A 26,634-nucleotide genomic window follows, 5' to 3' on the forward strand; every position below is an offset into this window, starting at 1 on the left:
CCGTGACCGTGACCGATGACCTCGACCGTGCCCTGACCGTCGCGACCCGGCTGGCCGAGTGGGCGTCGGAGATGATCCGCCGGCCGCGTGGCGCGGCGGACGGTCCGGTGCGGGAGAAGGCGAGCCCCGCCGACATCGTCACGGACACGGACGAGGAGATCGAGACGTACGTACGGTCGCTGCTGCGCGCGAAGTTCCCCTCCTACGGCATCGAGGGCGAGGAACACGGCGTCCACGAGGGCGCGGCCGACGCCCCGCACTGGGTGATCGACCCGGTCGACGGTACGACGAACTACGCGCACGGCATCGGCTGGTGCTCCTTCTCCCTGGGCCTGGCCGCCCCCGACGGCAGCCCCCTCCTGGGCGTCGTGGCCGACCCGTGGCGCCGCGAGATCTTCACGGCGGCCCGCGGCAGAGGCGCCCACCTGAACGGCGCCCCCACCCACGCCGCCGACCACACCACCCTCACCGGCCATGTCTTCCTCACCGAATGGGCCGCCCACGCGCACTGGCCCGGCATGGACGCCCTCCTCGCCGAACTCGCCGCCCGCCACTGCACGGTCCGCGTCATGGGCTCCACCGCTCTCTCCCTGGCCCAGGTCGCCGCGGGCCGCGCCTCCGCCACCGCGATCGGCGAGTTCCACCCCGTGGACAGCCTCCCGGCCCTCCTCATCGCCACGGAGGCGGGCGCGGTGGCGCTGCCGCAACTCCCGGCCTACGACGAGCCGTTGCTGCTGACGGCACCCGGGGTGGCGGGGGAGGCGGCGGAGTTGTGGCGGGCGACCGTACGGCCCGCCTGAGTGATCCGCACAAAAACCCGCGCGCAAAGAATCTCGCCCCCGCGGCAACCCATCTCCCTCCGGCGGCAACACAAGGGCGGAAGCGGTCCAAGAGGCAGCTGATGCGGCAGGAGCGGCACAGGAGCGGCATCCCATGCGGCAGAGGGCAACGCACGGCTGTCTTGGCGGGCCGCTTCCGCCCTCCCACATTCCGAATCCCCGAACGAGAGCGACGACGTGAGCGAGAGAGCAGCTGTGCGCAGACCACGGCGCAGGAAGACGAGCCGCCGCAGGGGACTGCTGATCGGCGGCCTGGTCGTGGCGCTCGGCGCGGGCGCGGTCACCGGCGGTGTACTGATGACGGCGTCGGCGTCGGGCCCGGGCGCCGGCACGTATCACCTGGTGAACGCCGCCGACAGCACCTGCGTGACCGTACCGTCGACCGCGGCCGGAACCCGGCTGGCGACGGCCGCGTGCGCGAACACCGGCTCCGCCCTGACCGCCCAGACCTGGCAACTGGCCGACGGCGACGGCGGATTCACCGTCAAGTCCGCGGACGGCGCGCTGTGCGCCGGGGTGAAGGGCGCGTCGACGTCGGCGGGGAAGGCCGTACAACTGCAGGCGTGTGACGGCAGTTCCGCACAGGTGTGGAAGCCGGCGGCGGTCGGGAACGCGTACCACCTGGTCAACGCGAAGAGCGCCAAGTGCCTCAATGTGAAGGCCGGGCTGCTCCAGCAGAACTCGTGTGACAAGGCGACCACGAAGAGCTGGACGCTGGTGGGGAAGGGGGACGCGACGCCGACGAAGCCCGCGACGCCTCCGGCCTCCGCCACCAAGTCGCCCTCCCCGTCGCCGTCCGTCTCGGCTTCGGCCTCCGCGACCAAGTCGCCCTCGGCCAAACCCTCCACGTCCGCCCCCGCGACCAAGACCCCCACCGCCGCCCCGCCCGCCACCGGCGGCACCACCACCCTGGGCGCCTGGCCGACCCCCACCGGCAAGAAGGCGGTGCCGGCGACGATCGCGGTCTCCGGTACGTACGACGGTGGCCTCGCCCGCTTCTACGGCTCCGGCGGCCTGGGCGGCGACAGCCAGTCCGAGGGCCAGGACCCGCTCTTCGAACTCGCCGACGGCGCGGTCCTGAAGAACGTCGTCCTCGGCTCCCCGGCCGCCGACGGCGTTCACTGCCTGGGCAGTTGCACGCTGCAGAACGTGTGGTGGGAGGACGTCGGCGAGGACGCGGCCAGCTTCAAGGGCAAGTCGGCGTCGGCGAAGTACGTCGTCGACGGTGGCGGTGCGCGCAAGGCGGACGACAAGGTCCTCCAGTTCAACGGCGCCGGCACCCTCACCATCAAGAACTTCCAGGTCGAGCACTTCGGCAAGCTGGTCCGCTCCTGCGGCAACTGCTCCACCCAGTACCAGCGCCACATCGTCCTCAGCAACGTCAAGGCGACCGCACCCGGCAACGTCCTCGTCGGCGTCAACGCCAACTTCGGCGACACCGCGACCCTGTCGGGCGTGATGGTCGTCGGCGGCAAGGACATCACCCTCTGCGAGCGCTTCAAGGGCAACGACTCCGGTGACGAGCCGACGTCGTTGGGGTCGGGCGCGGACGGTACGCACTGCAAGTACAGCGAGTCGGCCGTCGCGTACAAGTGATCCGGTGACGCGCCGACGTGCGTGATGACTCGCCCCGGCCTGAAACCTCTCATAACGTGGTGACTGGGCCCGACCGCGCCTGATCGTGCAGAGTTAGTACAACGGGGGCTAGAGATGCTTAATGTCGGTTTAGAGATGCTTAAAGTCAGTATTGTGGTGCCCGTCTACAACGCGGGCGCCTACATCGAGCGCTGCGCCCCCTCCCTCCTGGGCCAGAGCATCGGACCGGACGCGTACGAGATCATCTACGTCGACGACGGCTCGACCGACGACTCGGCCGAGCGCCTCGAACGCCTGGCCGCGGCCTGGCCCCACGTCCGCGTGGTCCACCAGGAGAACTCCGGCTGGCCCGGCAGACCCCGCAACGTCGGTGTCCGTCTCGCGCGAGGGGAGTACGTCCAGTTCGTCGACCAGGACGACGAGCTGACCCCCGAGGCGCTCGAACGCCTCTACCGGCTCGCGGCCCGCAACGGTTCCGACATCGTCCTCGGCAAGGTCATCGGCACCATGCAGGGCCCGAGCAGTGTCTTCAAACGCACCGTCGAGCGGTGCACCGCCGCCGACGCCCCGCTCTTCGAGAGCCTGACCCCGCACAAGATGTTCCGGCGCCAATTCCTGCTCGACCACGGCATCGAGTTCCCCGAGGGCCGGGTCCGCCTGGAGGACCAGGTCTTCATGGCCCGGGCCTACGTCCGCGCCAAGACGGTCTCCATCCTCGGCGACCACCCGTGCTATGTCTGGAACCGCCGCGACGACGGAGCCAACACCAGCGCCGGCGCCACCACCCCCGAGATCTACTACGGCCACCTCCGCTCCGTGGTGGAAGCCATCAGGGAGGGCACGGAACCGGGCCCGCTCCAGGACCATCTGCTCCGCCGCTCCTACCGGGTGGAACTCCTCCGCCCGGTGAGCGAGCCCCGCGCCCTGCAACGCACCGGAAAGGCCCTCGAGCGGTACTTCAACGTCGTACGCCGTATGGCTCTCGACTGCTACCCGCCGGGCGTCCGGCAGGGACTCCCGGCGATCACCCGCCTGCGGGCGACCCTGCTGGAGGAGGGCCTGCTGGACTCCCTGGTCGAACTGGCCCGCCGCGTCCAGGAGATCAGACCCCGCATCACCGTCGACGCCGTCCGCCGTGACGGGGACCGCCTCCTCGTCACGACGACGATCGGCATGTTCCGCCCCGACGGCGAACCCCTCACCCTCGTGGAACGCTACGGCCGCCTGCTCCTGGACCCCGACCTCCTGCACGGCATCAAGGGCGCCGAGGACTGGGAGGTGCCGGACCCCCTCGCCTACGCCTACGGGGAACTGCGCCTGCACGACACGTCCCGCAACCTCACGTGGTACCCGGACGCCGACCTGGCCCCCCGCACCGAACCGCTGGGCGGCGGCCGGCACCGGGTGGTCGTCTCGGGCACGACCGCCCTGGAGCCCTTGACGCTGACCGGCGGCCGACCCCTGCCTCCTGGCACCCACAACGTCTGGGCCTACGCCCAACTCCTCGGCGTGGGCCGCCACATGCGCGTGACGGCCCCGCCCCCCGAGGCGGGAACCGACCCGCGCCTCCCCACGATGACCGTGGGCACCCCGTCCCGCCTGGTCATCCCCAACTGGACGCCCCGGGAGTCCCAACTCCGCCTGTCTGTCGGCCGGCCGGGCAAGAGCACCGTCGCCCACCGCGCCCTCCTGCGGACCACCACGTCCCCCGCCCTCCGCCGCAGGGCCCGCACGCTCCTCCACCGCCTCCCGCCGCCCGTCGGCCACCACGTCACGACACTCGTCCGCAGAGCCGATCCCTGGACGCGACCACCCGGCGACGGACGGTGACGGACGCTGAGGCCGCCCGACGAGACGTTCAAGGCCTCTCGCCGGTCGTCCCGGCGCCGCGATGGAGCCACCAACGGCGCACGACGCCGCCGGTGTGAACCAGCACCATCCCGACGGCCAGCACGCCGGCGACCAGCAAGTCGCCTTCACCGCCCCGCTGTTTGTCGAGGACTCCCGCGTAGACGAAGAGAGCCATGTGGGCGTCGAAGACCACGACGTAGACCCATTCGCGGGCTCTGGGCCGGCCGGTCCCATGGATCTTCGGCGGCGGAAGGCCCCGCCGCTCCCGGACGTCGGCGACGACCATCACCGTGAACAGGCTCAGGAAGATCACGGCGACCCAGACAGCCACCAAGCGCACCACAAGATCACCGTAGGTCACCGCCACAACCGCCGAACCCACACCGGCCGCGCCCGCCCCCACCCGCATCCCGATCTCGCTGAGCAACAACATCGCTACCCACCCCGTCACCAGTGACCTGCCGAAGCTCAAGTCATGGATACCGGCTGGGTCCGGGGACCCGTCCCGAAGGCAGCCTGAAAGACCTCACCCGTGCGCTACGGCCACCCCGCGCCCGGCGAGTTCGTCGACAACGGCGTCGTACACCCCTCTCCTCCTGTGCAGTCGTCCCGGCATCGTGAGCCGCTCCAGGGCCGGCAGTTCGAGCAGTGTCTCGAAGTTCTCCTGGGCGGAGACGGTGTTGAAGCTGAGGTGGGTGAGGGCGGGGAGGGTGGTCAGGGCGCTCAAGTCCTGAAGGGCGTTCAGGGAGTTGAGGTGGAGCGTGCGGATGCCGTCATGGCCGGTGAGGGGGGACAGGTCCTTCCAGTCCAGGAAGGCGAGGGAGAGCGTGCCGGGCGTGCCGACGGGGAGTTCCTCGACGTCGACGCACCGGTGGACCGTCAGCTCACGCAGATCGGGGCACTGCTCCAGGGCGCGGAGGGACCTCAGTCCGTCCACTCCGTAGAGCGCCACCTCGACCAGCGGCGTCCCGGCCACGGGGTCGATGTTCTCCAACCTGCCGCTGATCACCTCGAGTTTCCTCAGTGAGGGGAGATTGCCGAGGCCGCCGAGGCCGGTCATGGCCCGGCAGTTGAACTCCAGCTCCCGCAGGGCGGGCAGGCCGGTGAGGCGGCCCGGTGTCCGCAGGTTGTCGCACACCCCGACCGTCAACTTGGCCAACTGGCCGTGCTCTCCCAGTGTTTCGAGGTCGGTCAGTCCCGGGCAGTGCCATATGTCCAGCCGCCGCAGTCCCGGGACGGCGTCGAAGGGTGAGAGATCCCGGAGCTGCTCAAGGCCGTGCAGCTTCAGATGGCTGAGCGACGGAAGGGAGCTCAGCTCGGCGTAGTCCTCCAGCGCGGGGCAGACGGAGACACGGAACGTCGTCAGGGTGCGCAGCGTTCCGACGCCGCGCACGGACGTCAGCCCCTCGCACTCCTTGATCGCCAGCTCGGTCAGACCGGCCAGCGGCGACAGCCCGACCAGGTCCCGCAGTTCGGGGCACTTCGCGAGGGTGAGCCGGGTCAGCCGGGGGTGGGCCCCGAGGCCGTCCAGGGTGCTGAGGCGGGAGCAGTTGTCGAGGACCAGGTCGGTCAGTGCCGTCAGGGCGTCGATGCCTGCCAGGCCGCGCAGTTGGGCGCAGTCCCGCAGATCCAGGTGGGTGAGGGCGGGGAGATCCCGTACGCCCGCCAGGTCGCGGATGCCCGTATGGCCCAGGTCGAGACGGGTGAGCCGTGGCAGCCCGGACAGCTGCCGTGCGTCCTTGAAGGCACGGCACGCGCGCAGCGACAGGCTCTCCAGCACGGGAAACGCCGGGCCGAAGCCGTCGGCAAGGGCGGACAGCCGGGACACCTTGGTCACGCTCAGGTCCAGCTCTCGCAGCCGCCCGAGCGTCAGCAGCGGCGCGAAGTCCGTCACGCCCCGGCACCGGTGCAGGTTGAGCCGGACCAGCTCGGTGAGCCGGCCGAGCGGCGTCAGATCCTCGATGCCCGAGCAGCCGTTCAGATCGAGCTCGGTCAGCCCGCTCAGCGCGCCGACCTCGGTGAGGTCCGTGATCTCCTTGCAGCGGAAGAGGTGGAGCGTACGCAGCATGGTCAGATGCCGCAGCCCCACCAGCGAACCGCGGCGCTGCAACCGCAGTTCGGTCCGTCCTTCGCGGCGGAACGCGGGCGCGAGCAGGGCGGCACAGAACGCGTCCGGATCGGCCGCCCCCTCCCACAGCCGCAGCAGCAACTCGGAGGACAGGTCCGCCGTAGGGGCATACCGGACGGCGAGTTCGAGCGACTCCCCGTCGTCGGCGACGAGGACGAGTTCCCGTACCGCCTTACGCGCCTGAACCGGAGTGGCCGTCTCCACGCCCGCGCGTAACTCGGCCAGCCGACCTGCGGTGTTGCCCTTGCCTGAAGTCATGAAGGAACGCTAGCGGACGGGTCTGACAACGCAGCTGCGAGCAAGGCGACTTGATGCGGTACGACGCTCGCGCGGCGGAGGTGAAACTTTTCTGCACGATCATGTCCGGACGGGGAAGGTGCACCGGCATGAGCTTCACGAATATGCCACCTTTCATACCGGGCCTTGAACTCTCCCGTCGCTTCTATACAGATGCCGTACGCCCCCTCCTTGAGGAAGCCGCCCCCGGAATCCCGCACTCCGCGGCCCGTATCGGAAGCGGATCGGAAGTTCTCGGCTTCGACACCCCCCGCTCGGCGGACCACGAATGGGGCCCACGGCTGCAGCTGTTCCTCCGCAGAAGCGACGTCTCCCGGCACGGCGGCCGGATCAGACACGTACTGACCGAACACCTTCCGAAGACCTTCGCGGGCTACCCCACCCACTTCGCCCCCACCGGCGATGGTGACACCCGCGTCATGCGGGACACCGACGGGCCGGTCCACCACCGCATCGAGGTCACCCATCGCGCCGCCTGGTTCACCGACGAACTCGGCTTCGACCCCTGGCAGGGCGTCACCCCCGCGGACTGGCTGGCCACCCCCACCCAGCTCCTCGCCGAGGTCACCGGCGGCGCCGTCTTCCACGACGGCCTGCATGAACTCGGCCCCTTACGGCACACCCTCCGCTGGTACCCGCACGACGTCTGGCTCCATGTCCTGGCCTGCCAATGGCAGCGCGTCTCCCAGGAAGAGGCATTCGTCGGCCGCTGCGGCGAGGTCGGCGACGAACTCGGTTCCGCCGTCGTCGCCGCCCGCCTCGTCCGTGACCTGATGCGGCTGTGCCTCCTCATGGACCGCCGCTACCCGCCGTACGCCAAATGGCTCGGCAGCGCCTTCGCCCGCACCCACGCGGCCCCCCGCCTCACCCCGGTCCTGACCGCCGCCCTCGCGGCCACGGACTGGCACACCCGCGAACGGCACCTCGGGCAGGCCTACGAGATCGTCGCCGGCATCCACAACCAGCTGGACCTCACCCACCGCATAGACCCGACCACCCGCCCGTACCACTCCCGCCCCTTCCAGGTCCTGCGTGCCGAACGCTTCGCCCGCGCCCTGAGCTCCCGCATCACCGACCCCACCCTCCGGGACCTGCCGGCCGTCGGCTCGGCGGACCAGTTCATGGACAGCACGGACGTCCTGACGCGACCGGAACTGACGCGAGCGGTGAGCGACGTGATGAGGAAGCCGCGGTGAGGGGTGATCAGACGTGCACCTGGGGGCCGATGTAGCCGGTTCGGGCGTGTCCCGCGCCCCGGATGGCAGCTCCGAAGAGCGCCGTGGGAGATATCGGATTAGCCTCCGATACGAGCGCAAAGTGGATCTTTTGTTGGTGCGCTCTACTCACGAAGGAGGAGACATGCGCAAGCTTCAGAAGGCCGCTGTTGCGGCCGCCATGGTTGGGACGTTCAGCTGCATAGCCACCGGCACCGCGACCGCCCAGAGCGCGCCCGTCATGTACGGCGGCGGAGGCTGCAAGTCTCACGACTTGAACGTCGGCCTCCTTGGCCAGGTCGGCCTCCTCAACGGCCTCCTGGGCAACGCGATCAACGGCGAAGGCAACGCGGGCGGGCAACACCAGCACGTCGGCTCCAGCTGCGGCCACGGCCACTAGCGGAGATCCGAAACTGGCAGCTCACCGCAACGGGTCTCGGCACCCGGGCCACAAGCCCGGGGCCGGGGCCCTGCTTGTGTCTCCGGCTTGTGTCTCCGACTTGGGCCGTGATGCTTGCGGCTACGGATCACGCCCCGTCCAGGCGCATCGCCTCCCGCAGGTCGCGCCAGTTTCCGGTGTTTCTGAAGCGGGCGTGCAGGGCCTTGGTCAGGGTGGTGCGGAACAGGGTGGTTGCCTTGTGGTCGGGGCCTGCCGCGGTGAGGGCGGTGCGGGCGGTGGTCACGGCCTCGTCCAGGTCTGCGGGGTTTCCCCGGCGGCACAGCGCGAGACTGAGGTTGTTCTGCAACATCGGGGTGAGCCAGTGACTTCGCGGTACGGCCTCGCAGGCCGCGCGGGCGGTCGTCACGGCCTCGGCCAGGTCGGCCGGGTCCGCGCGCAGTTCGAAGCGTTTGTTCAGGGCGCCGCTCAACCGGTGGAGGTAGATGGCGTGCTCCTGCGTCCCGGTGGGCACGGTCGCCACCGCCGCCCGCCAGGTGCGGATCACCGGCTCCATGTCGGCGACGGAACCGGACAGTTCCTGCCGCTTCTCGTAGGCCATGGCCAATTGGTTGAGTGAGTCGGCGCGGTCGGCCGGACTCGCGGAGACGTCGTCGAGGGCGTGCCGGAAGAGTGTGATGGCGTACCGCAGTCCCGGATCGTCGGCGGACGTGGGCCTGGCCCGCTTCAGGATGTCCGCCGCGGACTGGGTCTTGAACTTGCCGAAGGTCATCCCCGGGATGCGCAGTTGTGCGCGCAGATCAGGGGGAAGCAGCTCCGGGGCGGTCTGGGCGTACCCCTTCAGGAGCTGCCGGACCCGTGGATCGCGCCGGGCGTGGGGCACGGTCAGCGCGACGGCCGCCTCCAGGGAGGCCTGGCCCGCCGCCTTGGGCAGGGCGGTGAAACGGAGGTGGTGGATCCCGGCGACGACGACCGCGATCGGCCCCTCGACCGGGGTGCCACGCACCGCCCGCAGGACCAGGTCGGCATCGCGCAGGGCCTGCGGTTCGAGCACCGGGCCCAGGTCGAAGTCGAGGCGCAGGCTGTCCATCCGGGACTTGAGCCGGGCCATGGCGCTCAGGGCCGCGGGATCGTGGACCCAGTCGCCGAGCACGTGGTCGTTGAACACGTCCGGCTCTCAGGCTGGTTCGGGCCCGGCCAGGTGAACGGGCCTGTGCACGTCCCGGACTCTGGCGAGCAGGGGGAATCCGCCCCTACGGCCGCGCCGGGTGACCTTGGCGCGGACGGTGAGCCCGGCGAGGACGGGGGTGTCGGCCGGGGCGCGCAGCAGCATGTGAAGCTCCTGGTCGGCGTGGAGATAGCCGGACCTGGGATAGAAGTCCCAGCAGGCCTTGGTGAATCCGACGCCGGAGGTCGTCAGCGTGGGCACGTACATGGTCTGCGTCAGTGCCTGCTCGTGCGAGGTGCTGAGGTCGAAGACGCTCGGCACGGCCTTGAAGGACAGCCCGACGACCCGCCGGCTCTCGATCTCCATCGGCAGCTCCTGCACCTCGCGCGGCGACATGTCGATGACGGTGCTGCCCGGCGTCGGTGTGAGGTCAACCTGGAGGCGGGCGTAGGTGAACGCGCACTCCGGGTGCGCGTGCAGGACGAAGAGCAGCGGTACGTGGTAGGCGGCGGTGCCGGGCGGCAGGTCGGCGCTCCTCACCTCGGCGGGAGCGGCGCGGGCGACGGCCACCCGGTTCTCGCGGCGCAGGAATCTGAGGTCCTCGTCGCTCACGACCACGGGGGGCTCGTCGACGTCCCAGTGCGACTGCCCATAGACGTCCTCTCGGGACAACGATCCCGTCCCCGGGGGCGGCGTGGCCTCCCGTAGCATCCCCAGTTCCTCGTGGTCGGCCTCAAGGTCGAGTTCCACGCCGTAGGTGAAATCGTGCTCGGTCATTGTCACTTCGGTCCGCTCCAAACCTTGTTGTGCGTGTGCGTGCCCTGGGCGCAGGTCACTGCCAGGCGCCGACCAGCTGGAATCCGGCCCAGCGGTCGAACCGCGCCGGGTCGCGCTCCCGCTCCCTCGCCTCCAGGGCGGCGGCGCGCAGAGCGTCGATCCTGGCGAGACCCTGGCGGCCGATCCCGTCGTAGAACGCCCGCATGATCGTCACCGTGGCGTCGTCCGGCACCTTCCACAGCCCGGCGACCACCGAGTCCGCCCCGGCGAACAGCAACGCCCTGGTCAGGCCCATGAGTTCGTCGGCGGCGTCGGTCGCGCTCACGCCGGTCTCGCAGGCGGACAGCGTCACCAGGGAGAGGTCCGGGGCACGCAGGCGGATCACGTCCCGCGCGGTGAGGACGCCGCCCCCGGCCAGCACGACGCCCGAGCCGAGCGGATCGTCGGGATCGAAGCGGGCGTGCGCGGCGAGATGCAGCACCGAGGACCCGGTGAGCGCCCGGCGGACGGCGTCGACGGTGGCCCCGGACCCGAGGGTGAGCCGGGATCCCGGTGTGCGGGCGAGGAGTTGGGCTTCTTTTCGGGCGCCGGGGAGGTCTCCCGTGGGATCGCCGAAGATCTGCATGCCGTGGGGCTGGGGATGGGGCTCCCGGAGGCGCGTCCGGTCGTGGCCGCTCCTGTCCCGGCCGCGCAGGAAGGAGCCGCTGGGCAGGACGCCCAAGGGGTTGCGCTCCAGCAGGACTTCACCGCCTGACCCTCCGGACCGTCCGGTGTGGACGGCGCCGAGCGGGACGTGGTGCAGAAAGCCCGTGGGGCAGACGAGCAGCAGCTCGCCGGGATCGCAGACGCTCGTCAACAGCTCGCGGACCGGGGCGAGTTGAGCTTGGAACAGATCCTCCGCGTCGGTGGCGAGCAGCCGTACCCGAGCGGCGGCGCCGAAGTTCTGCCGTACGAACCGACCCAGTTCGCGGACGTCGGCCGGACGGCTGCGCAGCACCGGCCCCGTGCCGTCGGAGCGCAGCGCGATCACCCCGAGCGTGTGGTCGTCGAGGAGGACAAGGCTCGCCAGGACGGCCGTACGACCGTCGTCCCCGCCTGACGCCAGGCGGCGCGCGATGTCGGCGGGGTCGGCCGGACTGCCCTGCCGTACCTGGACGTAGTCCCCGGCGGACGGGGCCCGACGGAGCATCCGGGCCCACAGGTCGTCCAGTTCGCCCTCGGTCTCGCGGTAGGAGTCCCAGAACGCCGGGCTGCGATCCCCCGGAAGGCCGCGCAGCCTGCGCCGCCTGGCCAGCAGGGTCGCCTCGCGCGCCACGAGTTCGGGCGGAACGCCGGCCGGTGCGGGCAGGTCGCCCTCGCCGAGGGTGTCGAGGAAGGTGCGGGCCCGCATGGACTCGTGGGCGGCCCAGGCGGCGCGCGCGTGCGAGCCGGTGTTCCCCTCGGCGGCGGCGCGCTGGAAGTGCAGCCGGGTCAGCTGGGTGAAGGCGGCCATCTGCTCGTTCTGCACGGCGATGCGCTCTTCGGGGTCGGCGGCGTTCGCGCGCAGCTGTCCGGCGGCGTCGGTGACCATGGTCAGAAGGTGTACGGCGGTGTCGTACTCCCCCGATTCCTGGAGCAGAGCGGCGAGTTCGAGCAGCGCGGGGGTGGCCCCAGCGGTGTCCGCCACGCGGTGGCGGGTGCCGTCGGAGGCGGTCCAGTCGAGCGGGGTGGCGGTGCTCCCCTCCTGCGGGACACTCGCGTGGACGAGCGCCTGTTCCAGGTGGTGCCGGGCGTCGCCGCCCAGGGCCTCGCCGATGTCGGGGCGGGCCCGCAGCACCCGGGCGATGTCGAAGTGGTGTGCCGACAACCGGGCGGCGTTGCCGGTCCGATCGAGCTCCCGGGCACGCACGAAGCAGGCGAGAGCGCTGCGGTGGAAACCGAGCCGGTGCCTGGTCCGGCCGAGCATGGTGAGCGCCCTGATCAGCGTGTACGGCAGCACGAGCCGGGGATTCTCGTCCTCGGCGAGGTAGACGGCCTCCTGGATCGCGCCGATACCCTCGTCCGTCTCACCGCGTTCCAGGGCGATATGACTGACGGCGGCGAGGGTGTCGACCTGTGTGCCGGTGGTGGGGTGCGCCGCCTCCGCCGCACGCGCCTCCCGGGTGTACGTCAGACAGGCCTCGTGGTCGCCGAGCCGGTCGCACACGGTGGCGAGGCTGTGCAGTGTCGAGGCGTACGGGCTGGTCTGCGCGAACAGCCGGTCGTACTCGGTCTCGCCGATCCCCGCGGCCCGCCGCGCGGTCTCGTCCGCGAGCAGCTGTTCCCGGGCCTGGAGGAGACAGGCCTTGGCTTCCGGCAGCCGGTGCTCGGCCGTCCGCACCGAGGCGACGGCCGCGTAGGCGTCGGCGAGCATGCGGTCGCGGCCGAGGCCCAGCCGGTGCGGGTCCGGAGTGAAATCCCGGGGCAGGGCGCGGGCGAGCTGCAACTGCCGCTCGGCCCAGAGGGCCCAGCGGGTGTGGTCCCGGTCCTTGATCCCGTAGTGGTGACCGATGGTCATCGCCTGCATGATCGCCCGGAACAGCTCGTCGCGCGGCGCGGCGGCGATCCAGGCGGCGGCGCGGCGGTCGTCCTCGGCGACATGGGCGAAGCCGTCCGGGTCGTTGTCCTGGACGGCGGCGACGAGTCTGCCGCCGTGGCCGCTGCCGGGATCGTCGGAGCCAGCGGGTCGTGAACTCCCTTTCTTCTGGCCGGACTTGCGGGGTCCGCCGATGATTCCCAGGGCGCGGAGCACGCCCCCGGCGTCCAGGGAGCCCTCCAGCCGTCCCTGCCTGCCGAACGGCCGGGGCGGGTTCATCCTGTCGAGTGCGGCGAGGGCCTTGCGCGCGGCCCCGTAGTCCGGGTCCAGTGCGAGGGCCTTCTGGTAGTACGCGCGGGCGCGGTGAGCCCCTGCCCCGCCGCTGCGCAGGCACTCGCCGATCAGCCACAGCCCCTGCGCGCTGGGCTGGATGGCCACGGACTCCTCGCAGTACGCCTGGGCCAGGTCGTACTTCCGGCGCAGATACCAGACGTCGCCGAGGCAGTGCCAGGCGTAACCGTGGTCGGGGTCGAGCGCGATCGCCGCCTCGTACTCACGCTCGGCGTCGTCCAACCGACCCGTGCCGAAGTGCCTTTCGCCCGCCTTGAAGTGTTCCTCGGCCCGACTGCGGTCCCGCAGCCGCCCCACCTCGACCGCCAGCTCGGGATCGTCCCCGACGAGGTCCCGCGTCGCCTCGGCGCGCAGCTCCTCGGGGAGCCATTCGACGAACGACGCGAGGAAGTTGGCCTGGAACTCGTCCTGGGACATGCCGGTCGGGTCGAAGCCGCCCCGGCGCGCGGGCCGGTTCCTCTTCCCGGCGTCGGGGCCCCGGTCGACGTAGATCTTCGTCCGGGGTGTGCGGGGCGTGGTCAGCCTGTCCGGGAGGGGTTCCTGGAAGGGCTCAAGCCGCTTCAACTCCTCTTTCCAGCGGCCGAGTTCAGGATCACCACCGAGCCCGGCCGCGATGGTGCACAGGAGCGTGAGCGTCTCCACGTCCTCAGGCCCCGGCGGCTGCCCGAGCAGATCGGTCAGCAACTTCCGGCCCGCGAAGTACAGCCCGCGCTCGAAGCGGCAACGGGCCATCATGTGGACGATCTCCCGGTCGGCAGGGTTGCCAGGGTCGGCGCGCCGCCGCTCCTCCAGCACGGTGTAGGCCTCCGCCCAGGCACGTCGACGCACCAACTCGTCGCCGAGTGCGGCCAGCGCGGTGGGTTTCCGGCCGTGCTCGGCAGCGATGCGGTCAGCCTCCCTGGCGCGCTCCAGGGCACGGGGGACGTTCCGGAGCGAGGCCAGCGCGTCTTTCCGGAGCTGGTCGGCTCTGCGTAACTCGGCCGGCGCCGAAGGCCGGATAGGCCGTACGGGCTGTGCGGGGGACGGGAGTTGAGCCGAGGGCCGCGCCTGATCTCGCACGCGTTCTCCTCGTACGACCACCCCCCGCTCCACCAGATGCCGCTCCCAGGCCCGCTCCAGCCCAGCCGCCAACGAGGCATCCAGAACCGTCAGTTCGGCGAGGGCGGCGCGGACCCCGGGATCGCGGGCCCCGGTGTCGAGGTCGGGCCGGGTGATCGCGGTGGCCAGCCGGGCGAGGGCGGCCAGGGTCGCGGCGCCCTCGGACCTGCCGGCGGCGTACTCGCGGGCAGCCAGCTGATAGGTGCGGTGGGCTTTACGTTCCTGCCCGACATGGTGCGTGGCGCCGATGAGGAAGTAACCGTGGCCCATGAAAAGGTCGTAGCCCTGGATGATCCCTCGGACGGCGCTGGTCCACACGGAGTTCTTCGAGGCGTCGGGCGAGGCGAGGACGAGGAGGAGCAGTTCCCCCGCCCCCTCGACCGGCGGGGTGGGCTCCTCACCCCCGGCCATCGCCTCCCGCGCGCTGAGCAGCAGCGCGAGCGTGCCGGTCGCGCGCCAACTGGGGTGGCTGCGGCTGACCTTGCCGTACACGGCCTCCGGATCGCCGAGCAGCGTCAGCTCGGCGACCCAGGTGCGGGCATCGGGTAGACCGTCTTCGGCGACTCCTGGTATCCGGACCGTGTCCGCCCATGCCTTCGCCAGTGCTCTGCACAACATGCGTACCCCGTGGCTGTGCGTCCGTCGACACCGTCGTACGACGTTCCGCGCATGATGCCACGCAAGGCTGAGGCCGGAAGCGGGATCCGGCCCGAACTCGCTGGTAAGCGGCCGACGTCACAGTGCGTACGGCACGGCTGCGGGAGGCGACCGGTGATTTTCTGCCTGATCCACAGTCAGAGTCCATGGTTGGTGCGCCGCACCGCGAGTATGGGCGAAGCGTGCGCCAACCAGACCTGCCGAGAACCGGACACGAGAACGTCTTCGACGTCGTCCGCTGACCCGTGCGGCGATGACATCCGGGGGTCTCGCTATGGTGTGCCGATGTCGTCGATCAAGCAGTTCCAGGTCACCTTCGACTGCGCGGAACCTGAACGCGTCGCCCGCTTCTGGTGCGAGGTGTTGGGGTACGTCGCACCGCCGCCACCGTCAGGTTTCGCCACGTGGGACGACTTCAACCGCTCCCTGCCGCCGGAGGATCAGGATTCCTGGTTCGCCTGCAGTGATCCCTCGGGCGTCGGCCCGCGCCTGTACTTTCAGCGCGTTCCCGAAGGCAAGGTCGTCAAGAACCGCGTGCATCTCGACGTGCGGGCCGGCACCGGGCTCGTGGGCGCAGAGCGCCTCGCCGTGCTCGAAGCCGAGTGCGCGCGACTGGTCGCCCTCGGCGCGGTACGCGTGCAACTACTGCCTGCCGATGACGAAAACGAGTCGTGCATCGTGATGCAGGACGTCGAGGGCAACGAGTTCTGTCTCGACTGAGGCTGCGCCGGGGTGCATGGGTTCTTCCTCCCCCGGGCATTCCAAGCGGGATGAGTCGGAGGAGGGGGGCGGCCCGGAATGGACGGGGAGACGGTCATCGCGGCGTGCGCCGTAGCCATCGCCGTGGCATCGTTCGCCGTCTCGGTCTACGAGGTACGCGCGACACGACAGCACAACCGCCACTCGGTGCGGCCCATACTCCAGTTGCAACGCAGGATGTCCAAGGGACAGAAAGCCGGGATCAGGCTCATCAACGCCGGACTCGGCCCGGCCGTCGTCCTCAGCTCATCCCTGACGGTGGACGGCGAAGTGGTCGGCATCTGGAACAAGGCCGGCGCGGACCGGGCACGTGAAGGCCTCGTCGCATGGCCCTACGCCGTGACGTTCACCGAGTCGCAGACCACCATCGCCACCGACTACGAGGAGTTCTTGCTGAGCGTGGACCCGTACGAACCACACGCTCACGCCGAGTTCATAGACCTCATAACTCGACGCCTGCACCTGGAGATTCGCTACGAGTCCCTCTACGGCGGAGAGAACTTCCACGTGACTCTGCGGCCCCGCACGGAGGGTTGACGGGCCGTCGACTGTGAGACGTAAAGGGACCCAATGATGTTGCCCAGCGGTGCTGTCTCAGCGCTGGATGGTGACGATCATCTGTGGCAGCATTCGGCCGGCGATGGAGCCCGAGGGAACGTTTCCTATGCGGACTGCGCCCATCGCGCGGTAGAAGGGCTCCGCATTCGGGTCCGCGTCGATCGTGAGCTGGGTGAACCCCAAGTCTCGTCCAGCTGCGACGGTGTGCTCGAACAGCAGGCGGCCGACCCCTTGGCCAATGGCCTGCGGCTCGACGAACATCATGCCCAGAACTCCTGCGGGTGGCTCTCCCACAAGATTCGTAAAGCCCAGAATGCGACCGTCTCTGTCAGCCACCGTGGTTCGCCGGCGTACGACCTCGTTCGCAGCAACGGTGAGTTCTTCTCGACACGCTTCCAGGAACTCGGCGTCATAGCCCCAATGCGCCTTGGACCGCAGCGCCAAGTCGGTGAGCACCTCGGCTTCCGTTGCCCGTGCGGGCCTGATCAGCACGTCCATCCACGTCCCCCCGCTCAGGTGTAGGTCTTGGCATTTTCTCCCCCTGCAAGCGTGCGGGAACAGTACGCGATGGCCTCTGGCTGGACAGGACGAGCGTTCAGGAGGCCATGGCTGGAGGTCAGACTTGGTGGCACCGTCGACCGTCCGGATGTGGCTCCCAGCCCGAGCCCGAGCCCGCAATGAGCGCAACGGCAAGGACCGACGACCCGCCTGTTGCGAGGATCGCCGATCAGGGCGTCACACTCCGAGCAAGCTCACCGTCTCTGTCACCCCACTGACCAGGCCCCATCGCCCGGTCGAGATAGCAGAACAACACGACCGGCGCCCCGAACGCCTCCGAGTTCAACGCCGCGATCTTCATGGGCCTGTCGGGGGCGTCGCGCTCGATGCCCAGCGCCTCGTACCGCGGGGCAGCCGCGGCGGAAAAACGGTCCAGATACGGTGAGGCCAGACCGGCCGGATACATCGGATACTCCCGCTCATCACCCGGGTCACCCGCCAGCGCCCTGGCCGTCGCACGCCTCTTCAGCTCGGCCAAGGGCTCGCCGCTCACGACGTACACATGCCACGGCTGGAGATTCCCACTCGACGGAGCCCGCGTCGCCGCGGCCAGCACTCGTTCGAGAACATCTCTGGACACCGGCTCATCGCTGAACGCCCGCACAGCCCTGCGACTGTCCACGGCTTCATACACATCCACGTCTTATCGTCCTCTCACTCCAAGGCGGCCAGCGACACGGGCCAATACCCTGATCACCGACATCACTATCGGGGAGAGTCATGACAAGTAGGTTCACCGAGTTGGCCGTTGACTGCCACGATCCGGAGAGACTCGCGGCCTTCTGGTGCGAGGTCCTGGACTTCAAGGTGATCGACCGGAGCGAAGGCAAGGTCGAGATCGGCTCCTGGGTGCCGACCGTCGAGGATGTCCGGGCCCGCCAGATGCCGCCCACCCTGGTGTTCATCCAGGTGCCCGAGGACAAGACCGTGAAAAACCGGCTTCACCTCGACGTCAGCCCGATCGACGGCAGTACCGAGAACGAGGTGACCAGACTGCTCGGCCTCGGCGCCACCAAGACGGACGTGGGCCAAGGCTCAGACCGAAACTGGGTCGTCATGGCAGACCCCGAGGGCAACGAGTTCTGCGTCCTGCGCACCCTGGTACCGCAGAACTAGGCCATCACTGGGGCGTACCTGGCGACGAAGTCGCGCATCACCGCGGCGCATTCGGGTGCGTGGGTCTCCAGCAGCATGTGGCCGGCGTCGTAGACATGCATCTCCAGTCGGTCCAGCACCCGGGCATAACCCATGATCTCGGCCAGGTCGAAGTACGGGTCGTGGCGACCCCAGAGGAGCAGGCACGGAGGCTGGTGGGTTCGGTGGTAGTCGGCCAGTTCACCGAAGCGGCTCACGTGGTTGCCGTAGTCGCCGAAGAGCTGGAACTGCGCCTCGATGTTGCCGGGCCGCGAGAGCCGCGCCCAGTCCAGGTGCCACGACTCGGGCGGCGCGAGTTCGCGCAGCCGGTCCGGCAGTCCGCCCACGTACTCGTCCCGGACGCCTTCGAAGTTCAGCCACTCGGGCAACCGGGCACGGTTGGCCTCCGTGGGGTCGGCCCAGTAGGCCTTGGCGGTGTCCCATTGGCTCCCGAGGCCGTCGTCGTGGGCGTTGCCGTTCTGCACGATGAGTCCGAGGACACGGTCGGGACGGCGGGTGGCGAGGTGGTAGCCGACGGGGGCGCCGAAGTCGTGCAGGTAGACGAAGAACTCGCCCACGCCGATCCGCTCCAGAAACGCCTCGACAGTGTCGGCCAGGTTGGTAAAGGTGTACGCGTACTCGTCGGAGCCGGGCGCGGCGGAGAAGCCGAAGCCCGGCAGGTCGGGGGCGACGACCCGGCTCACCTCGGCCAGCGGTGAGAGCACCTGCCGGAAGATGTGCGAGGAGCTCGGGAAGCCGTGCAGTAGCAGCACGCATGGCTTGTCCGCCGCCCCGGCCTCGCGGTAGAAGATCTCGAGGCCGCCCACGTCGAGGCTGCGGTGGCGTGGCTTCTGGATCACATCCATCCGGGGGCCTCCTTGGCCGGTTGCGCAGTGACGATGCCGAGAGCCCCGTTCTGGAACCCTGGCGAATTCCCGGAGCCCGTGGTGTATATCCAGCCTACGAGGCACCCCGTCGACCTCGATCGATGATCACCGACTCGCGCTCCGCGAGGCGCTGGGCCTCCGCCTGCCCAAGCACGACTGTCTTCCATCGGTCACATACCTCTGGCGCGATCCGTCAGGGCAGCGACGGCAACAGGAAAGCCCTGAGGAGACGATGATGGAAACACGTTCGATCACGGCGGAGGTCCCGATGGTTCCGCGGATGTCCGAGGACCCCGCGGAGCTCGTTCCCGAGCTGGCGGAGGTGTCGGCGGCGCTGTTCAAGGTCACCGGCAACGGTTCGGTACCGCGCTCCACGATCAGCCTGGTTCAGTTGCGCGCTGGTCAGATCGTCGGCAGCACCTACCTCACCGTTCTGCACACGGGCTTCCTGCGCAAGGCCGGGGAGTCGGAGGAGCGGATCACGTCGGTGGCGTCCTGGCAGGACTCTCCGTACTTCACCGGTCCCGAGCGTGCCGCGCTGGCACTTGTGGAAGCGGTGCTTCAGCCGTCCGCAGACGGCGAGAGGGTCCCCGACGAGCTGTATGCGCAGGCAGCCGAGCACTACGAGGACAAGGCGCTCGCCACGCTGATGTTCGCGATCGGCCAGGTCAACTTCTTCATCCCCGTGGCGCTCATCGCCAAGCCGGTGCCCGGCCGGTCGTTCACCGACCCGTGGAAGTGAGGCCACCCGGGCCCGGACAAGGCTCCCCAATGGAGAAGTCAAGGCACGCAGATGACTGGACGGTGCGATCACGCGGCCGTCATAGCGCGGTGAACACTCTCGCGGAGCAGGGCGCGACGCCGCTCGTGCAGTTCGGAGGGCTCCTGTGCGGTCGCCGCGTAGACATTGCTGACCGGTGACCAAGCCATGGACATGGCGATAACCAGGGCCATGACGTCGAACGGGTCTCCCTGACGTACCAGGCCGGCCTCCTGGGCCTCGGCGATGGCGCGCAGTTTGTGATCGTCGAGGCGGTCGGGATCGTCGACCAGATGGCCGGCGGGGCGTCGCTCCAGGCGTGCCCACGTGGCCAGTCGGATGAGGTCGGGGCGGCGGAGATACTCGTCGTAGAGGCGTACGGCCCAGTCCGCGAGGTCGGCGGCGTCGATCGGGGCGACATTCACGATCCGCTCCAGCGAGCCGAAGAAGATGGCGTCGAAGAGCCCTTCCTTGCTGCCGAAGTAGGCATAGAGCTGCGCCTTGTTGGTGCGTGCGGCGGCCACGATCCGCTCGATGCGCGCGCCGGCGATCCCGTGCTCGGCGAACTCCTGGGTCGCCACATCGAGGATGCGCTGGTACGTCGCGGCTCCGCGCGAGGACAGGGGCTGATCGGCCATGTCCTTACGCTACCAAACAGAACAGTTGGTTTGCCTGGCTGCCCAGACGGCCGTACTCTCAAATAGACCGACCAGTCTGTCTATGAGGAGGCACCGTGAGGAACACCGTTGGCTGGCAGCTGGAAGATGCGTCGACGACGCTACGGCGGACCCCACTGGAACGGCGCGACCTGCGCCCCGACGACCTAGCGGTCCGGGTGGACTACTGCGGCGTCTGCCACACCGATCTGCATGCCATCAGCGCCCGCGACGGCGAGGGAGGCCGACGGCCCCTTGTACCCGGGCACGAGTTCACGGGCGTGGTGACCGAGACCGGACCCGCCGTCACCCGCTTCACCGTCGGCGACCCGGTCGCGGTGGGCAACATCGTCGATTCGTGCGGCGCGTGCGCCATGTGCCGGGCCGGCCAGGAGAACTTCTGCCACGCCTTCCCGACCCTGACCTACGACGGCACCGACCGACACGACGGATCGACCACCCTAGGGGCCTACTCCCGCGAGTACGTCGTCCGCGACCGCTTCGCCTACGTGCTGCCCGCCGGTCTGGATCCGGCCGCCGCCGCTCCTCTCCTCTGCGCCGGGATCACTGTCTGGGAACCGCTGCACGCCCTCGGCGTCGGGCCGGGAACCCGCGTCGCGGTGGCGGGCCTGGGCGGCCTGGGCCACCTCGCGGTCAAGATCGCCGTAGCCCTCGGCGCCGAGACCTCGGTCATCAGCCGCTCCCCGGACAAGACCGCCGACGCTCGTCGTCTCGGCGCCCACGGCCTCATCATCTCCACGGACCCGGAACAGATGACTGACGCCCGCGACCGTTTTGACGTCGTCATCGACACCATCGCTGCCCCGCACGACCTCGGCCCCTACCTGCGCCTGGTCGCCATGGACGGCACGCTCAGCCACCTCGGACACCTGGGACCCGTCACCGTGGAGACCACCGACCTGCTCATAGGACGCAAGAAGCTCAGCTCCGCAGGCAGCGGCGGCACGCCCGCGACCGCCGCCATGCTGGACTTCTGCGCCAAGCACGGCATCACCGCCGACATCGAGCTGCTCCCCTCAGCCCGAGTGAACGAGGCCCTCGACCGTCTCCGGCGGGGCGACGTCCGATACCGCTTCGTACTCGACATGTCCGATCTGAGCTGATCACCTCGCCCTGGACGGATCCTGTGATCCTGTACCGGTGGCCAGCCGTTGCCGCCACGGGGTCATGCTCGCCTTGCCGTTCTCCTCAGCCGGAGGCGCCGTTGCCTTGCGATGTGCCGCACGGTCAGTGATCAGCGCACAGGCTCGCGCGTGAGGGCATCGAGGGGGCAGGTCGCCGTTGGTGGTGGGTGCGCCAAGGGGCGCGGAGGCGATCACCGAGCGGGAGCGGCGCGGTCCGGCCCGGCGAGGGGGACGATTCGCGATCGAGGCGGAGTTGAGGGCTCGCGTGGATTCGCCGACAGCCGTCGTGTGGCAGCTCGATAAGCGCGCCGAAGCCTGCGTCGTGCATTCTCCTTTATGTGTAGCTCGTCCTGAGTGACGGCATGCCCGATGCGAGTGGGTTGCGTCGGCTGCTGGTCAGCAACGAAGTGTCAGTACCGACTCCTACTATCCGAACCATGCGTAGGTTCTTCATGGCGGGTGGGCGGAAGCTGTCGTATCTGGACTTCGGGGGTCCGGGAAGGCCGCTTCTGGCCCTGCACGGGCACTACAACGAAGCTTCGGCGTTCACGCCGTTGGCTGCGGCACTCACCCCATGGTGGAGAGTGATCGCACTCGATCAACGAGGGCATGGAGAGTCCGACCGTGCGCCCAGTTACGAGCGGGGTTACGAACGGGACGAGTACGTGGCCGATGTGGCTGCCTTTCACCGGCATCTGAGAGTCGGCCCGGTGGCGGTGCTGGGCCACTCACTGGGCGGAGTGAACGCCTACCAGTTCGCGGCCCGGCACGCGGACAAGGTCAGCGCGTTGATCGTCGAGGACATCGGTGCGGTCGTGGACTGCGACTGGTCGTTCACCACACGCCTTCCCGGCGTCGCGCCGTCCCGGGAAGCGCTGGTCGCGGCTCTGGGCACGGCGGCGCCCTATCTGGAGTGTTCCTTCCGGCAGACAGCCCAGGGCTGGGGGTTCTCATTCGACATCGCTGACACCGTGGCGTCCCAGAAGGCTCTCAACGGTGATCACTGGGACGACTGGATATCGGTGTCCTGCCCCACGCTGCTCGTCCATGGAACGCGCAGCGACGAATTGACGGCCGATCACGCCAAAGACATGGCCGCCCGCTGTGCCGACAGAGTCCGCCTTGCCGAGCTGCCCGCCGGTCACGTCGTGCATCACGATGTTCCAGCGCAGTTCGCTGATGCGGTCACGGTCTTCCTCTCCGAACTCTGCTGAACCACGGTCCTCAGGCTGTAAGGCGATATCCGTCCTGGTCATGGTCCTCATGGGTTCGGTGGTGTTCGCGGGCCAGGTGATAACGCCAGTACGCCGGGAAGCCGCCGTTGCTGATGAGTGCACCTCGATCACCGAACCAGCACCCGGCGCCGTGGCCCCATCCGCCTGAGCAGCGAGTTGCGATCACCGGACAGGACAAGGCAGTTCAGGCTTCGAGTGGTTCGGGGAGCACGTCACCACCGCGAGCGACAGATACGAGGGGCGTTCGAGATAGAAGCCGAGCGTTACGTCAGCCCCCGCATCGAGCCTCTCCACAGCGGAGTCGACCAGCTGTGCCAGGCGGGTGATGGTGCGGTCCCTCTCCGAGGCGAACCGGGCTGCGTACTCGGCCAGTTGCTCCCCGACCCAGGCCGCCGCTTCCTTGGCCTGATCCCACGTGCCACGAACCAGGGCACGCGGCTTGATGAGCCAGTACGCCGTTTCCAGAGGCGGAAGATCCGTGGTCCGGAACTCCGCCGCCACCTCCCGGTACCGCTGGATCAGCTCAGGCCTGCTTCCGGCCGGTGGTGGCTCAGGGTGTGGGGGCCGTCGTAGGGCTTCGTCGTCGAAGCGCTCCTTCGGGCCGGTCCAGAGATAGCCGTGATGGTGCACCGCTCGTACCCGTTCGGTGTCGAAGGTCGAAGAGCCTCGAAGGCCGAAGGACCAGCCGGCCCCGATCCGACGGCAGAGTCAGCCGGGGCCGGCCGAAGAGGGGACGGTCAGACCGACAGACCGAACCGCGCCGGGTCGATCCCGGCCGCCGTCAATTCCTCCGTGCTGAACCGCAAGGGCGCCGCGTCCGGCCGCTTGCTGTCCCCCAACGCCCAGGCGTTGTCACCGATCCGCGCCAGGGTCACGCAGCCTTCCGTACAGGGGCCTCCGCAGGCCTTCACGAAGGAAGCCCCGTTGATGTCGAGCCCGTACAGGTTGGTTCCGTCCAGCATTTACTGCACCCTTCTGTTCAGCTGACGCGGTCGTGAGTGACCGCCGCCGCCCTTGGGGGGCGGGAGTTCGTTTGCGCCTGCGCCGCTTCGGGACGCATTGGGCCGGGGCTTTTCGTGGGCGCAGTTGTGCGGAGCACGGGGGCACCTCACGGTTGGCGGAACTTCGGGCCAGCCCTCCTACCGAGTGCCGAATGCGTGTCGGTGTTCAGGGGGGAGGAACTTTGCTTGCCGCCGAGCGGAGCCCTCGTCCAGTCGCTTCGGATGAAGCGGAGGCGGAGGCGAGGAATTGCGCAGCCGTAACTCGGCAGGGGATCAGAGGTCGACCTGGTGGGCCAGTCGCGACCGCCCTGCCTTGACCAGGGAGATGATCGCCCGTGGCGGGCACAGGTCACCCTCGTACCGAGGCGGTATCACCCAGTACGTGCCAGGTGGCTGCTGTCGATCGATCCGCGGAACGCCCAAGTAGGTGCCCTGACCGAGACAGGTCGCGATCTCGTCGTACGCCCAGACAAGACCGGCGTGCCCCTGGATCAGGGCGTAGTACGTCCCGCCTGCGACCCGGCGGTCATAGATGATCGAGCCACCGAGTAACTCCCCAAGTCTCACGGCCACTTCATCGACATCATCCGCGCCGACGGCTGCATGGACTACGTCGGACGCCAGGCGAACCGCTGCGAACGGTCCGCCGAGTGGAAGCAGCGCGACTCCTTGATTCGTCCACTCTGCCCGTGCCTGTTCCGGTACCGGGTGTGCCCGAACGAGCCACTCCGCGATGGCTCGGTCCAACGCCTCTTGTGTATACACGGCCTGCCTCTGTCATCGGCTGCGGTCAGGTACGACACATAGGGTTCACGAGTGACCTCTACCGATCGAGGACTCTGGAGGGCCTCTAAGGGGACTTCAATGGGGCCTTGTTGACGCCTTGCAGGTGAAAGGATGCTCCATACCGGACTCGATATGGGACCGTCGAGCAGCTATCTCAGGAGGTGTCACGTGCCCCGGCCTACAGGCAACGTCCGACTCAAGGCCGCCCGTGTGGCTGCCGGTTTCAACTCACAGCAGGATCTGGCTGATGCACTGACGAAGGCTGCGAGCCATCTGGGCATTCGCGGCTTGTCCGTCGGCGTACGGCAGGTCCGGCGCTGGGAGTCGGACAGTCCTCCATGGCCGCAACCGGACTGTCAGCGAGTTCTCGTGCACCTGCTGGGCCAGAGCATGGACATGCTCGGCTTCACGCCTCCCTGGGGATCCGACGGACCCAAGCCCGAGCACATCCGACGCGCAATGGTCGGGGGTGGGGCTGCAGCCCTGGGACTGGCGGTGGTACCCGGCCAAGCAGTGGCTGCGCCGCAACCGGCCACTGCCGGCGCGGACTTCGAGGCCGTGACCCGTTCCCATCGTCGGCTCTACTGGTCCGTCGCACCGACCAAACTTCACCCCGCCGTCATCGCTCACGCGACGCTGGGCTGTGCGCTGCTTCCGGAGACCACGGACTCCACTCGCCGGACTCTTGCGGCGGCGCTGGGGGAGACGTATCTCCTCGCAGGGCGGATCGAGTTCTTCGACCTCCGCGAGCCGAGCACGGCCAACGACACCCTGCTTCTCGCCCTGCAAGCCGCAGGCGAAGCCGACGACGCCCTGCTCGGCTCGGCGATCATCGCCCACATGGCATTCGTACCGGGATGGGTCGGTGACCGCGACGCGGCCCTGGAGCGAATGATCGCGGCCCGCACGTACGCCCGGCGCGCTCCCGCGTCGGCGGAGTTCCTGGCCTGGCTGGACGCCGTGGAAGCGGAGTGCGAAACGCGGTGTGGCAACACACGCACAGCACTGCACTTGATCAGCCACGCCGAGGACGCCCTCACAGCCGGCAACGAGCACGCTTCGCCGGAGTGGATGGACTGGTTCTCACCGGCCCGACTCGCGGCGTTCAAGGGCAACACGCAAATGATCGCGGGCCATCTTCCGCAGGCGCGCGAGACCCTACTGGGTGCCCTGGACGCGATGGCGCCCGGCGAGGAGAAACAGCGCACGGTCGTGTACGGCGATCTGGCCGCGGTCGAGGCGACATCCGGAAATCCGGAGCAGGCCTGCAAGTACGCAAGCCAGGCCCTCGATCAACTGGCGATCACCTGGTATGCGACCGGCATGGACCGAGTACGCGAAGTCCGTCGCGCGCTCACGCCGTACCAACACGAGCGTTGCGTTCGCGACTACGACGACCGGCTCTACGACTGGTCGACCACCGTCAGAGCGCTGAGCCGTTGAACTCGCGGATGAGGTCCGGAAGTTCGAGCAAGCTGTCGACGCGGAACGTTGGCAATTCCGCAGCTTCAGGACTGTTCCACTGAATCGTGGCCCACGGTCCTCGATGGACAAGGGCGGTGCGCATGCCGGCCTGGTCGGCCGGGCGGATGTCGTTGTCGCACCGATCACCGACGTAAAGGATCTCGTCTGACTCGAAAGGCACCGCCGCACCGACCCGCTTGAAGAACTCGGGATCGGGCTTGCCGGCGCCCCAGTCGTCCGAGGTGCCGATCAGATCGACATCCCCGGCGAAGAGCGACCGCAGAATCTGACCCGCCCGCACGGTCTGGTTGCCCGCGATACCGAGCCACAGCCCGTCGGCCCGAAGCGCGGCGAGTGCCGGACGGACGTCCGCGTACAGATCCTCTTCGCCGAACGTCTCCGGCTGCCCGGCAGCGGCCCGCTTCTCGCGCTCCTCGTAGAGATCGAAGCCCGGCCTGAACTCCTGGAACGTCTCCCGATAGTCCCGCCCCTGGTCGATGACGGCCCCGAACATCGCATGGAAGGTGTGCCGCGGCACTCCCAGCCAGTCCGCCCAAGTCCCGTACTCACGGGTCTCGTCCACGAGACACTCACCGACGTCGAAGACCACTGCGCGAATCATGGGGGCAGCGTAGCGAGCCACACCCCACCAGGGAGTGAGCTCCCTTGATGGCTCAGACGGTTTCGCGTCATTCGCGGCTATGGGGGAGACTCGCGGTACTCGTTGCCCGATGACTACCGGTACGACGGGCTGTGCGAGATCA

24 protein-coding genes and 2 pseudogenes are annotated in these 26,634 nt (G+C 69.1%); 13 read left to right on the forward strand and 13 right to left on the reverse strand.

Features of this window, described 5'->3' with window-relative positions; all coding sequences use genetic code 11:
• Positions 1 to 2 precede the first annotated feature (2 nt).
• The 4 genes and pseudogenes from KCH48_RS37575 (at position 3) to KCH48_RS37585 (ending at position 4,265) form a co-directional block, all read left to right on the forward strand.
• Positions 3 to 800, forward strand: coding sequence for an inositol monophosphatase family protein (locus tag KCH48_RS37575; protein WP_210581811.1), 798 nt, complete (start codon positions 3 to 5; stop codon positions 798 to 800).
• 336 nt (positions 801 to 1,136) lie between these two features.
• Positions 1,137 to 1,532 (forward strand): annotated as a pseudogene (locus tag KCH48_RS42615) (RICIN domain-containing protein); the annotation flags it as partial.
• Between the two features lie 24 nt (positions 1,533 to 1,556).
• On the forward strand, positions 1,557 to 2,435 hold the full coding sequence (locus KCH48_RS42620) for a pectate lyase (protein ID WP_374104750.1): 879 nt from the start codon (positions 1,557 to 1,559) through the stop codon (positions 2,433 to 2,435).
• Positions 2,436 to 2,591: 156 nt separating this feature from the next.
• Positions 2,592 to 4,265 carry a glycosyltransferase family A protein gene (locus KCH48_RS37585; protein WP_307841056.1) on the forward strand — a complete coding sequence of 558 codons (1,674 nt, stop codon included), beginning with the start codon at positions 2,592 to 2,594 and terminating at the stop codon, positions 4,263 to 4,265.
• 28 nt (positions 4,266 to 4,293) lie between these two features.
• Here KCH48_RS37585 and KCH48_RS37590 read toward each other — a convergent pair whose 3' ends face one another.
• Positions 4,294 to 4,719, reverse strand: coding sequence for a hypothetical protein (locus KCH48_RS37590; RefSeq protein WP_210581815.1), 426 nt, complete (start codon positions 4,717 to 4,719; stop codon positions 4,294 to 4,296).
• Positions 4,720 to 4,812: 93 nt separating this feature from the next.
• Positions 4,813 to 6,672 carry a leucine-rich repeat domain-containing protein gene (locus KCH48_RS37595; protein ID WP_210581817.1) on the reverse strand — a complete coding sequence of 620 codons (1,860 nt, stop codon included), beginning with the start codon at positions 6,670 to 6,672 and terminating at the stop codon, positions 4,813 to 4,815.
• Between the two features lie 128 nt (positions 6,673 to 6,800).
• On the opposite strand from KCH48_RS37595, the gene KCH48_RS37600 reads away from it, so the two are divergent.
• Together KCH48_RS37600 and KCH48_RS37605 are read left to right on the forward strand one after the other, a co-directional pair.
• Positions 6,801 to 7,907 (forward strand): DUF4037 domain-containing protein, encoded by a 1,107-nt coding sequence (locus KCH48_RS37600; protein WP_246886487.1) that lies wholly within the window; start codon positions 6,801 to 6,803, stop codon positions 7,905 to 7,907.
• Positions 7,908 to 8,070: 163 nt separating this feature from the next.
• On the forward strand, positions 8,071 to 8,325 hold the full coding sequence (locus KCH48_RS37605) for a hypothetical protein (RefSeq protein ID WP_210581819.1): 255 nt from the start codon (positions 8,071 to 8,073) through the stop codon (positions 8,323 to 8,325).
• A gap of 127 nt (positions 8,326 to 8,452) precedes the next feature.
• Here the strand turns inward: KCH48_RS37605 and KCH48_RS43300 are convergent, their stop codons facing one another.
• Genes KCH48_RS43300 through KCH48_RS37620 form a run of 3 tightly spaced genes read right to left on the reverse strand, consistent with a single transcriptional unit; the run spans position 8,453 to position 14,888 of the window.
• Positions 8,453 to 9,490, reverse strand: a complete 1,038-nt coding sequence (locus KCH48_RS43300; RefSeq protein ID WP_210581821.1) for a tetratricopeptide repeat protein — start codon at positions 9,488 to 9,490, stop codon at positions 8,453 to 8,455.
• A gap of 9 nt (positions 9,491 to 9,499) precedes the next feature.
• Positions 9,500 to 10,267 (reverse strand): hypothetical protein, encoded by a 768-nt coding sequence (locus tag KCH48_RS37615; RefSeq protein ID WP_210581822.1) that lies wholly within the window; start codon positions 10,265 to 10,267, stop codon positions 9,500 to 9,502.
• Between the two features lie 55 nt (positions 10,268 to 10,322).
• Positions 10,323 to 14,888: a CHAT domain-containing tetratricopeptide repeat protein gene (locus tag KCH48_RS37620; protein WP_210581824.1), complete on the reverse strand. Its 4,566-nt coding sequence runs from the start codon at positions 14,886 to 14,888 to the stop codon at positions 10,323 to 10,325.
• A gap of 324 nt (positions 14,889 to 15,212) precedes the next feature.
• Between KCH48_RS37620 and KCH48_RS37625 the strand changes: the two genes are divergently transcribed.
• The gene (locus KCH48_RS37625; protein ID WP_210581826.1) at positions 15,213 to 15,647 is read left to right on the forward strand and encodes a VOC family protein; all 435 of its coding nucleotides are present in this window, start codon (positions 15,213 to 15,215) and stop codon (positions 15,645 to 15,647) included.
• Positions 15,648 to 15,725: 78 nt separating this feature from the next.
• On the forward strand, positions 15,726 to 16,223 hold the full coding sequence (locus KCH48_RS37630) for a hypothetical protein (RefSeq protein ID WP_210581828.1): 498 nt from the start codon (positions 15,726 to 15,728) through the stop codon (positions 16,221 to 16,223).
• A gap of 57 nt (positions 16,224 to 16,280) precedes the next feature.
• Here the strand turns inward: KCH48_RS37630 and KCH48_RS37635 are convergent, their stop codons facing one another.
• Together KCH48_RS37635 and KCH48_RS37640 are read right to left on the reverse strand one after the other, a co-directional pair.
• Positions 16,281 to 16,742, reverse strand: coding sequence for a GNAT family N-acetyltransferase (locus tag KCH48_RS37635; protein WP_210581830.1), 462 nt, complete (start codon positions 16,740 to 16,742; stop codon positions 16,281 to 16,283).
• 265 nt (positions 16,743 to 17,007) lie between these two features.
• Positions 17,008 to 17,442, reverse strand: a pseudogene (locus KCH48_RS37640) (nitroreductase family protein); the annotation flags it as partial.
• 80 nt (positions 17,443 to 17,522) lie between these two features.
• Between KCH48_RS37640 and KCH48_RS37645 the strand changes: the two are divergent.
• The gene (locus tag KCH48_RS37645; protein WP_210581832.1) at positions 17,523 to 17,918 is read left to right on the forward strand and encodes a VOC family protein; all 396 of its coding nucleotides are present in this window, start codon (positions 17,523 to 17,525) and stop codon (positions 17,916 to 17,918) included.
• Here KCH48_RS37645 and KCH48_RS37650 read toward each other — a convergent pair.
• Positions 17,915 to 18,802: an alpha/beta fold hydrolase gene (locus KCH48_RS37650; RefSeq protein WP_210581834.1), complete on the reverse strand. Its 888-nt coding sequence runs from the start codon at positions 18,800 to 18,802 to the stop codon at positions 17,915 to 17,917. The genes KCH48_RS37645 and KCH48_RS37650 overlap by 4 nt on opposite strands.
• A 256-nt stretch (positions 18,803 to 19,058) precedes the next feature.
• Here KCH48_RS37650 and KCH48_RS37655 point away from each other — a divergent pair, with 256 nt between their 5' ends.
• On the forward strand, positions 19,059 to 19,565 hold the full coding sequence (locus KCH48_RS37655; protein WP_210581892.1) for a carboxymuconolactone decarboxylase family protein: 507 nt from the start codon (positions 19,059 to 19,061) through the stop codon (positions 19,563 to 19,565).
• A gap of 68 nt (positions 19,566 to 19,633) precedes the next feature.
• Here the strand turns inward: KCH48_RS37655 and KCH48_RS37660 are convergent, their stop codons facing one another.
• Positions 19,634 to 20,221, reverse strand: coding sequence for a TetR family transcriptional regulator (locus tag KCH48_RS37660; RefSeq protein ID WP_210581835.1), 588 nt, complete (start codon positions 20,219 to 20,221; stop codon positions 19,634 to 19,636).
• Between the two features lie 95 nt (positions 20,222 to 20,316).
• Here KCH48_RS37660 and KCH48_RS37665 point away from each other — a divergent pair, with 95 nt between their 5' ends.
• Both KCH48_RS37665 and KCH48_RS37670 read left to right on the forward strand, forming a co-directional pair.
• Entirely contained in the window at positions 20,317 to 21,363 is a 1,047-nt protein-coding gene (locus KCH48_RS37665) for an NAD(P)-dependent alcohol dehydrogenase (protein ID WP_210581837.1), read from the forward strand.
• A 458-nt stretch (positions 21,364 to 21,821) separates the two neighbouring features.
• On the forward strand, positions 21,822 to 22,598 hold the full coding sequence (locus KCH48_RS37670) for an alpha/beta fold hydrolase (RefSeq protein WP_246886488.1): 777 nt from the start codon (positions 21,822 to 21,824) through the stop codon (positions 22,596 to 22,598).
• 183 nt (positions 22,599 to 22,781) lie between these two features.
• Here the strand turns inward: KCH48_RS37670 and KCH48_RS37675 are convergent, their stop codons facing one another.
• From KCH48_RS37675 to KCH48_RS42625, 3 genes are all read right to left on the reverse strand, one after another.
• On the reverse strand, positions 22,782 to 23,249 hold the full coding sequence (locus KCH48_RS37675; RefSeq protein WP_210581841.1) for a hypothetical protein: 468 nt from the start codon (positions 23,247 to 23,249) through the stop codon (positions 22,782 to 22,784).
• Positions 23,250 to 23,356: 107 nt separating this feature from the next.
• Positions 23,357 to 23,581 carry a DUF397 domain-containing protein gene (locus tag KCH48_RS37680; protein WP_210581843.1) on the reverse strand — a complete coding sequence of 75 codons (225 nt, stop codon included), beginning with the start codon at positions 23,579 to 23,581 and terminating at the stop codon, positions 23,357 to 23,359.
• Between the two features lie 312 nt (positions 23,582 to 23,893).
• Positions 23,894 to 24,187 (reverse strand): hypothetical protein, encoded by a 294-nt coding sequence (locus KCH48_RS42625; RefSeq protein WP_246886489.1) that lies wholly within the window; start codon positions 24,185 to 24,187, stop codon positions 23,894 to 23,896.
• 387 nt (positions 24,188 to 24,574) lie between these two features.
• On the opposite strand from KCH48_RS42625, the gene KCH48_RS37690 reads away from it, so the two are divergent.
• Positions 24,575 to 25,849, forward strand: a complete 1,275-nt coding sequence (locus KCH48_RS37690; protein WP_210581894.1) for a transcriptional regulator — start codon at positions 24,575 to 24,577, stop codon at positions 25,847 to 25,849.
• Here KCH48_RS37690 and KCH48_RS37695 read toward each other — a convergent pair.
• Complete coding sequence (locus KCH48_RS37695; protein WP_210581847.1) at positions 25,830 to 26,492, reverse strand: HAD family hydrolase; 663 nt, start codon at positions 26,490 to 26,492, stop codon at positions 25,830 to 25,832. The two genes, KCH48_RS37690 and KCH48_RS37695, sit on opposite strands and share 20 nt — an antisense overlap.
• Between the last annotated feature and the right edge of the window lie 142 nt (positions 26,493 to 26,634).

It is taken from the genome of Streptomyces sp. GESEQ-4, assembly GCF_017948455.1.
Taxonomy (GTDB): domain Bacteria; phylum Actinomycetota; class Actinomycetes; order Streptomycetales; family Streptomycetaceae; genus Streptomyces.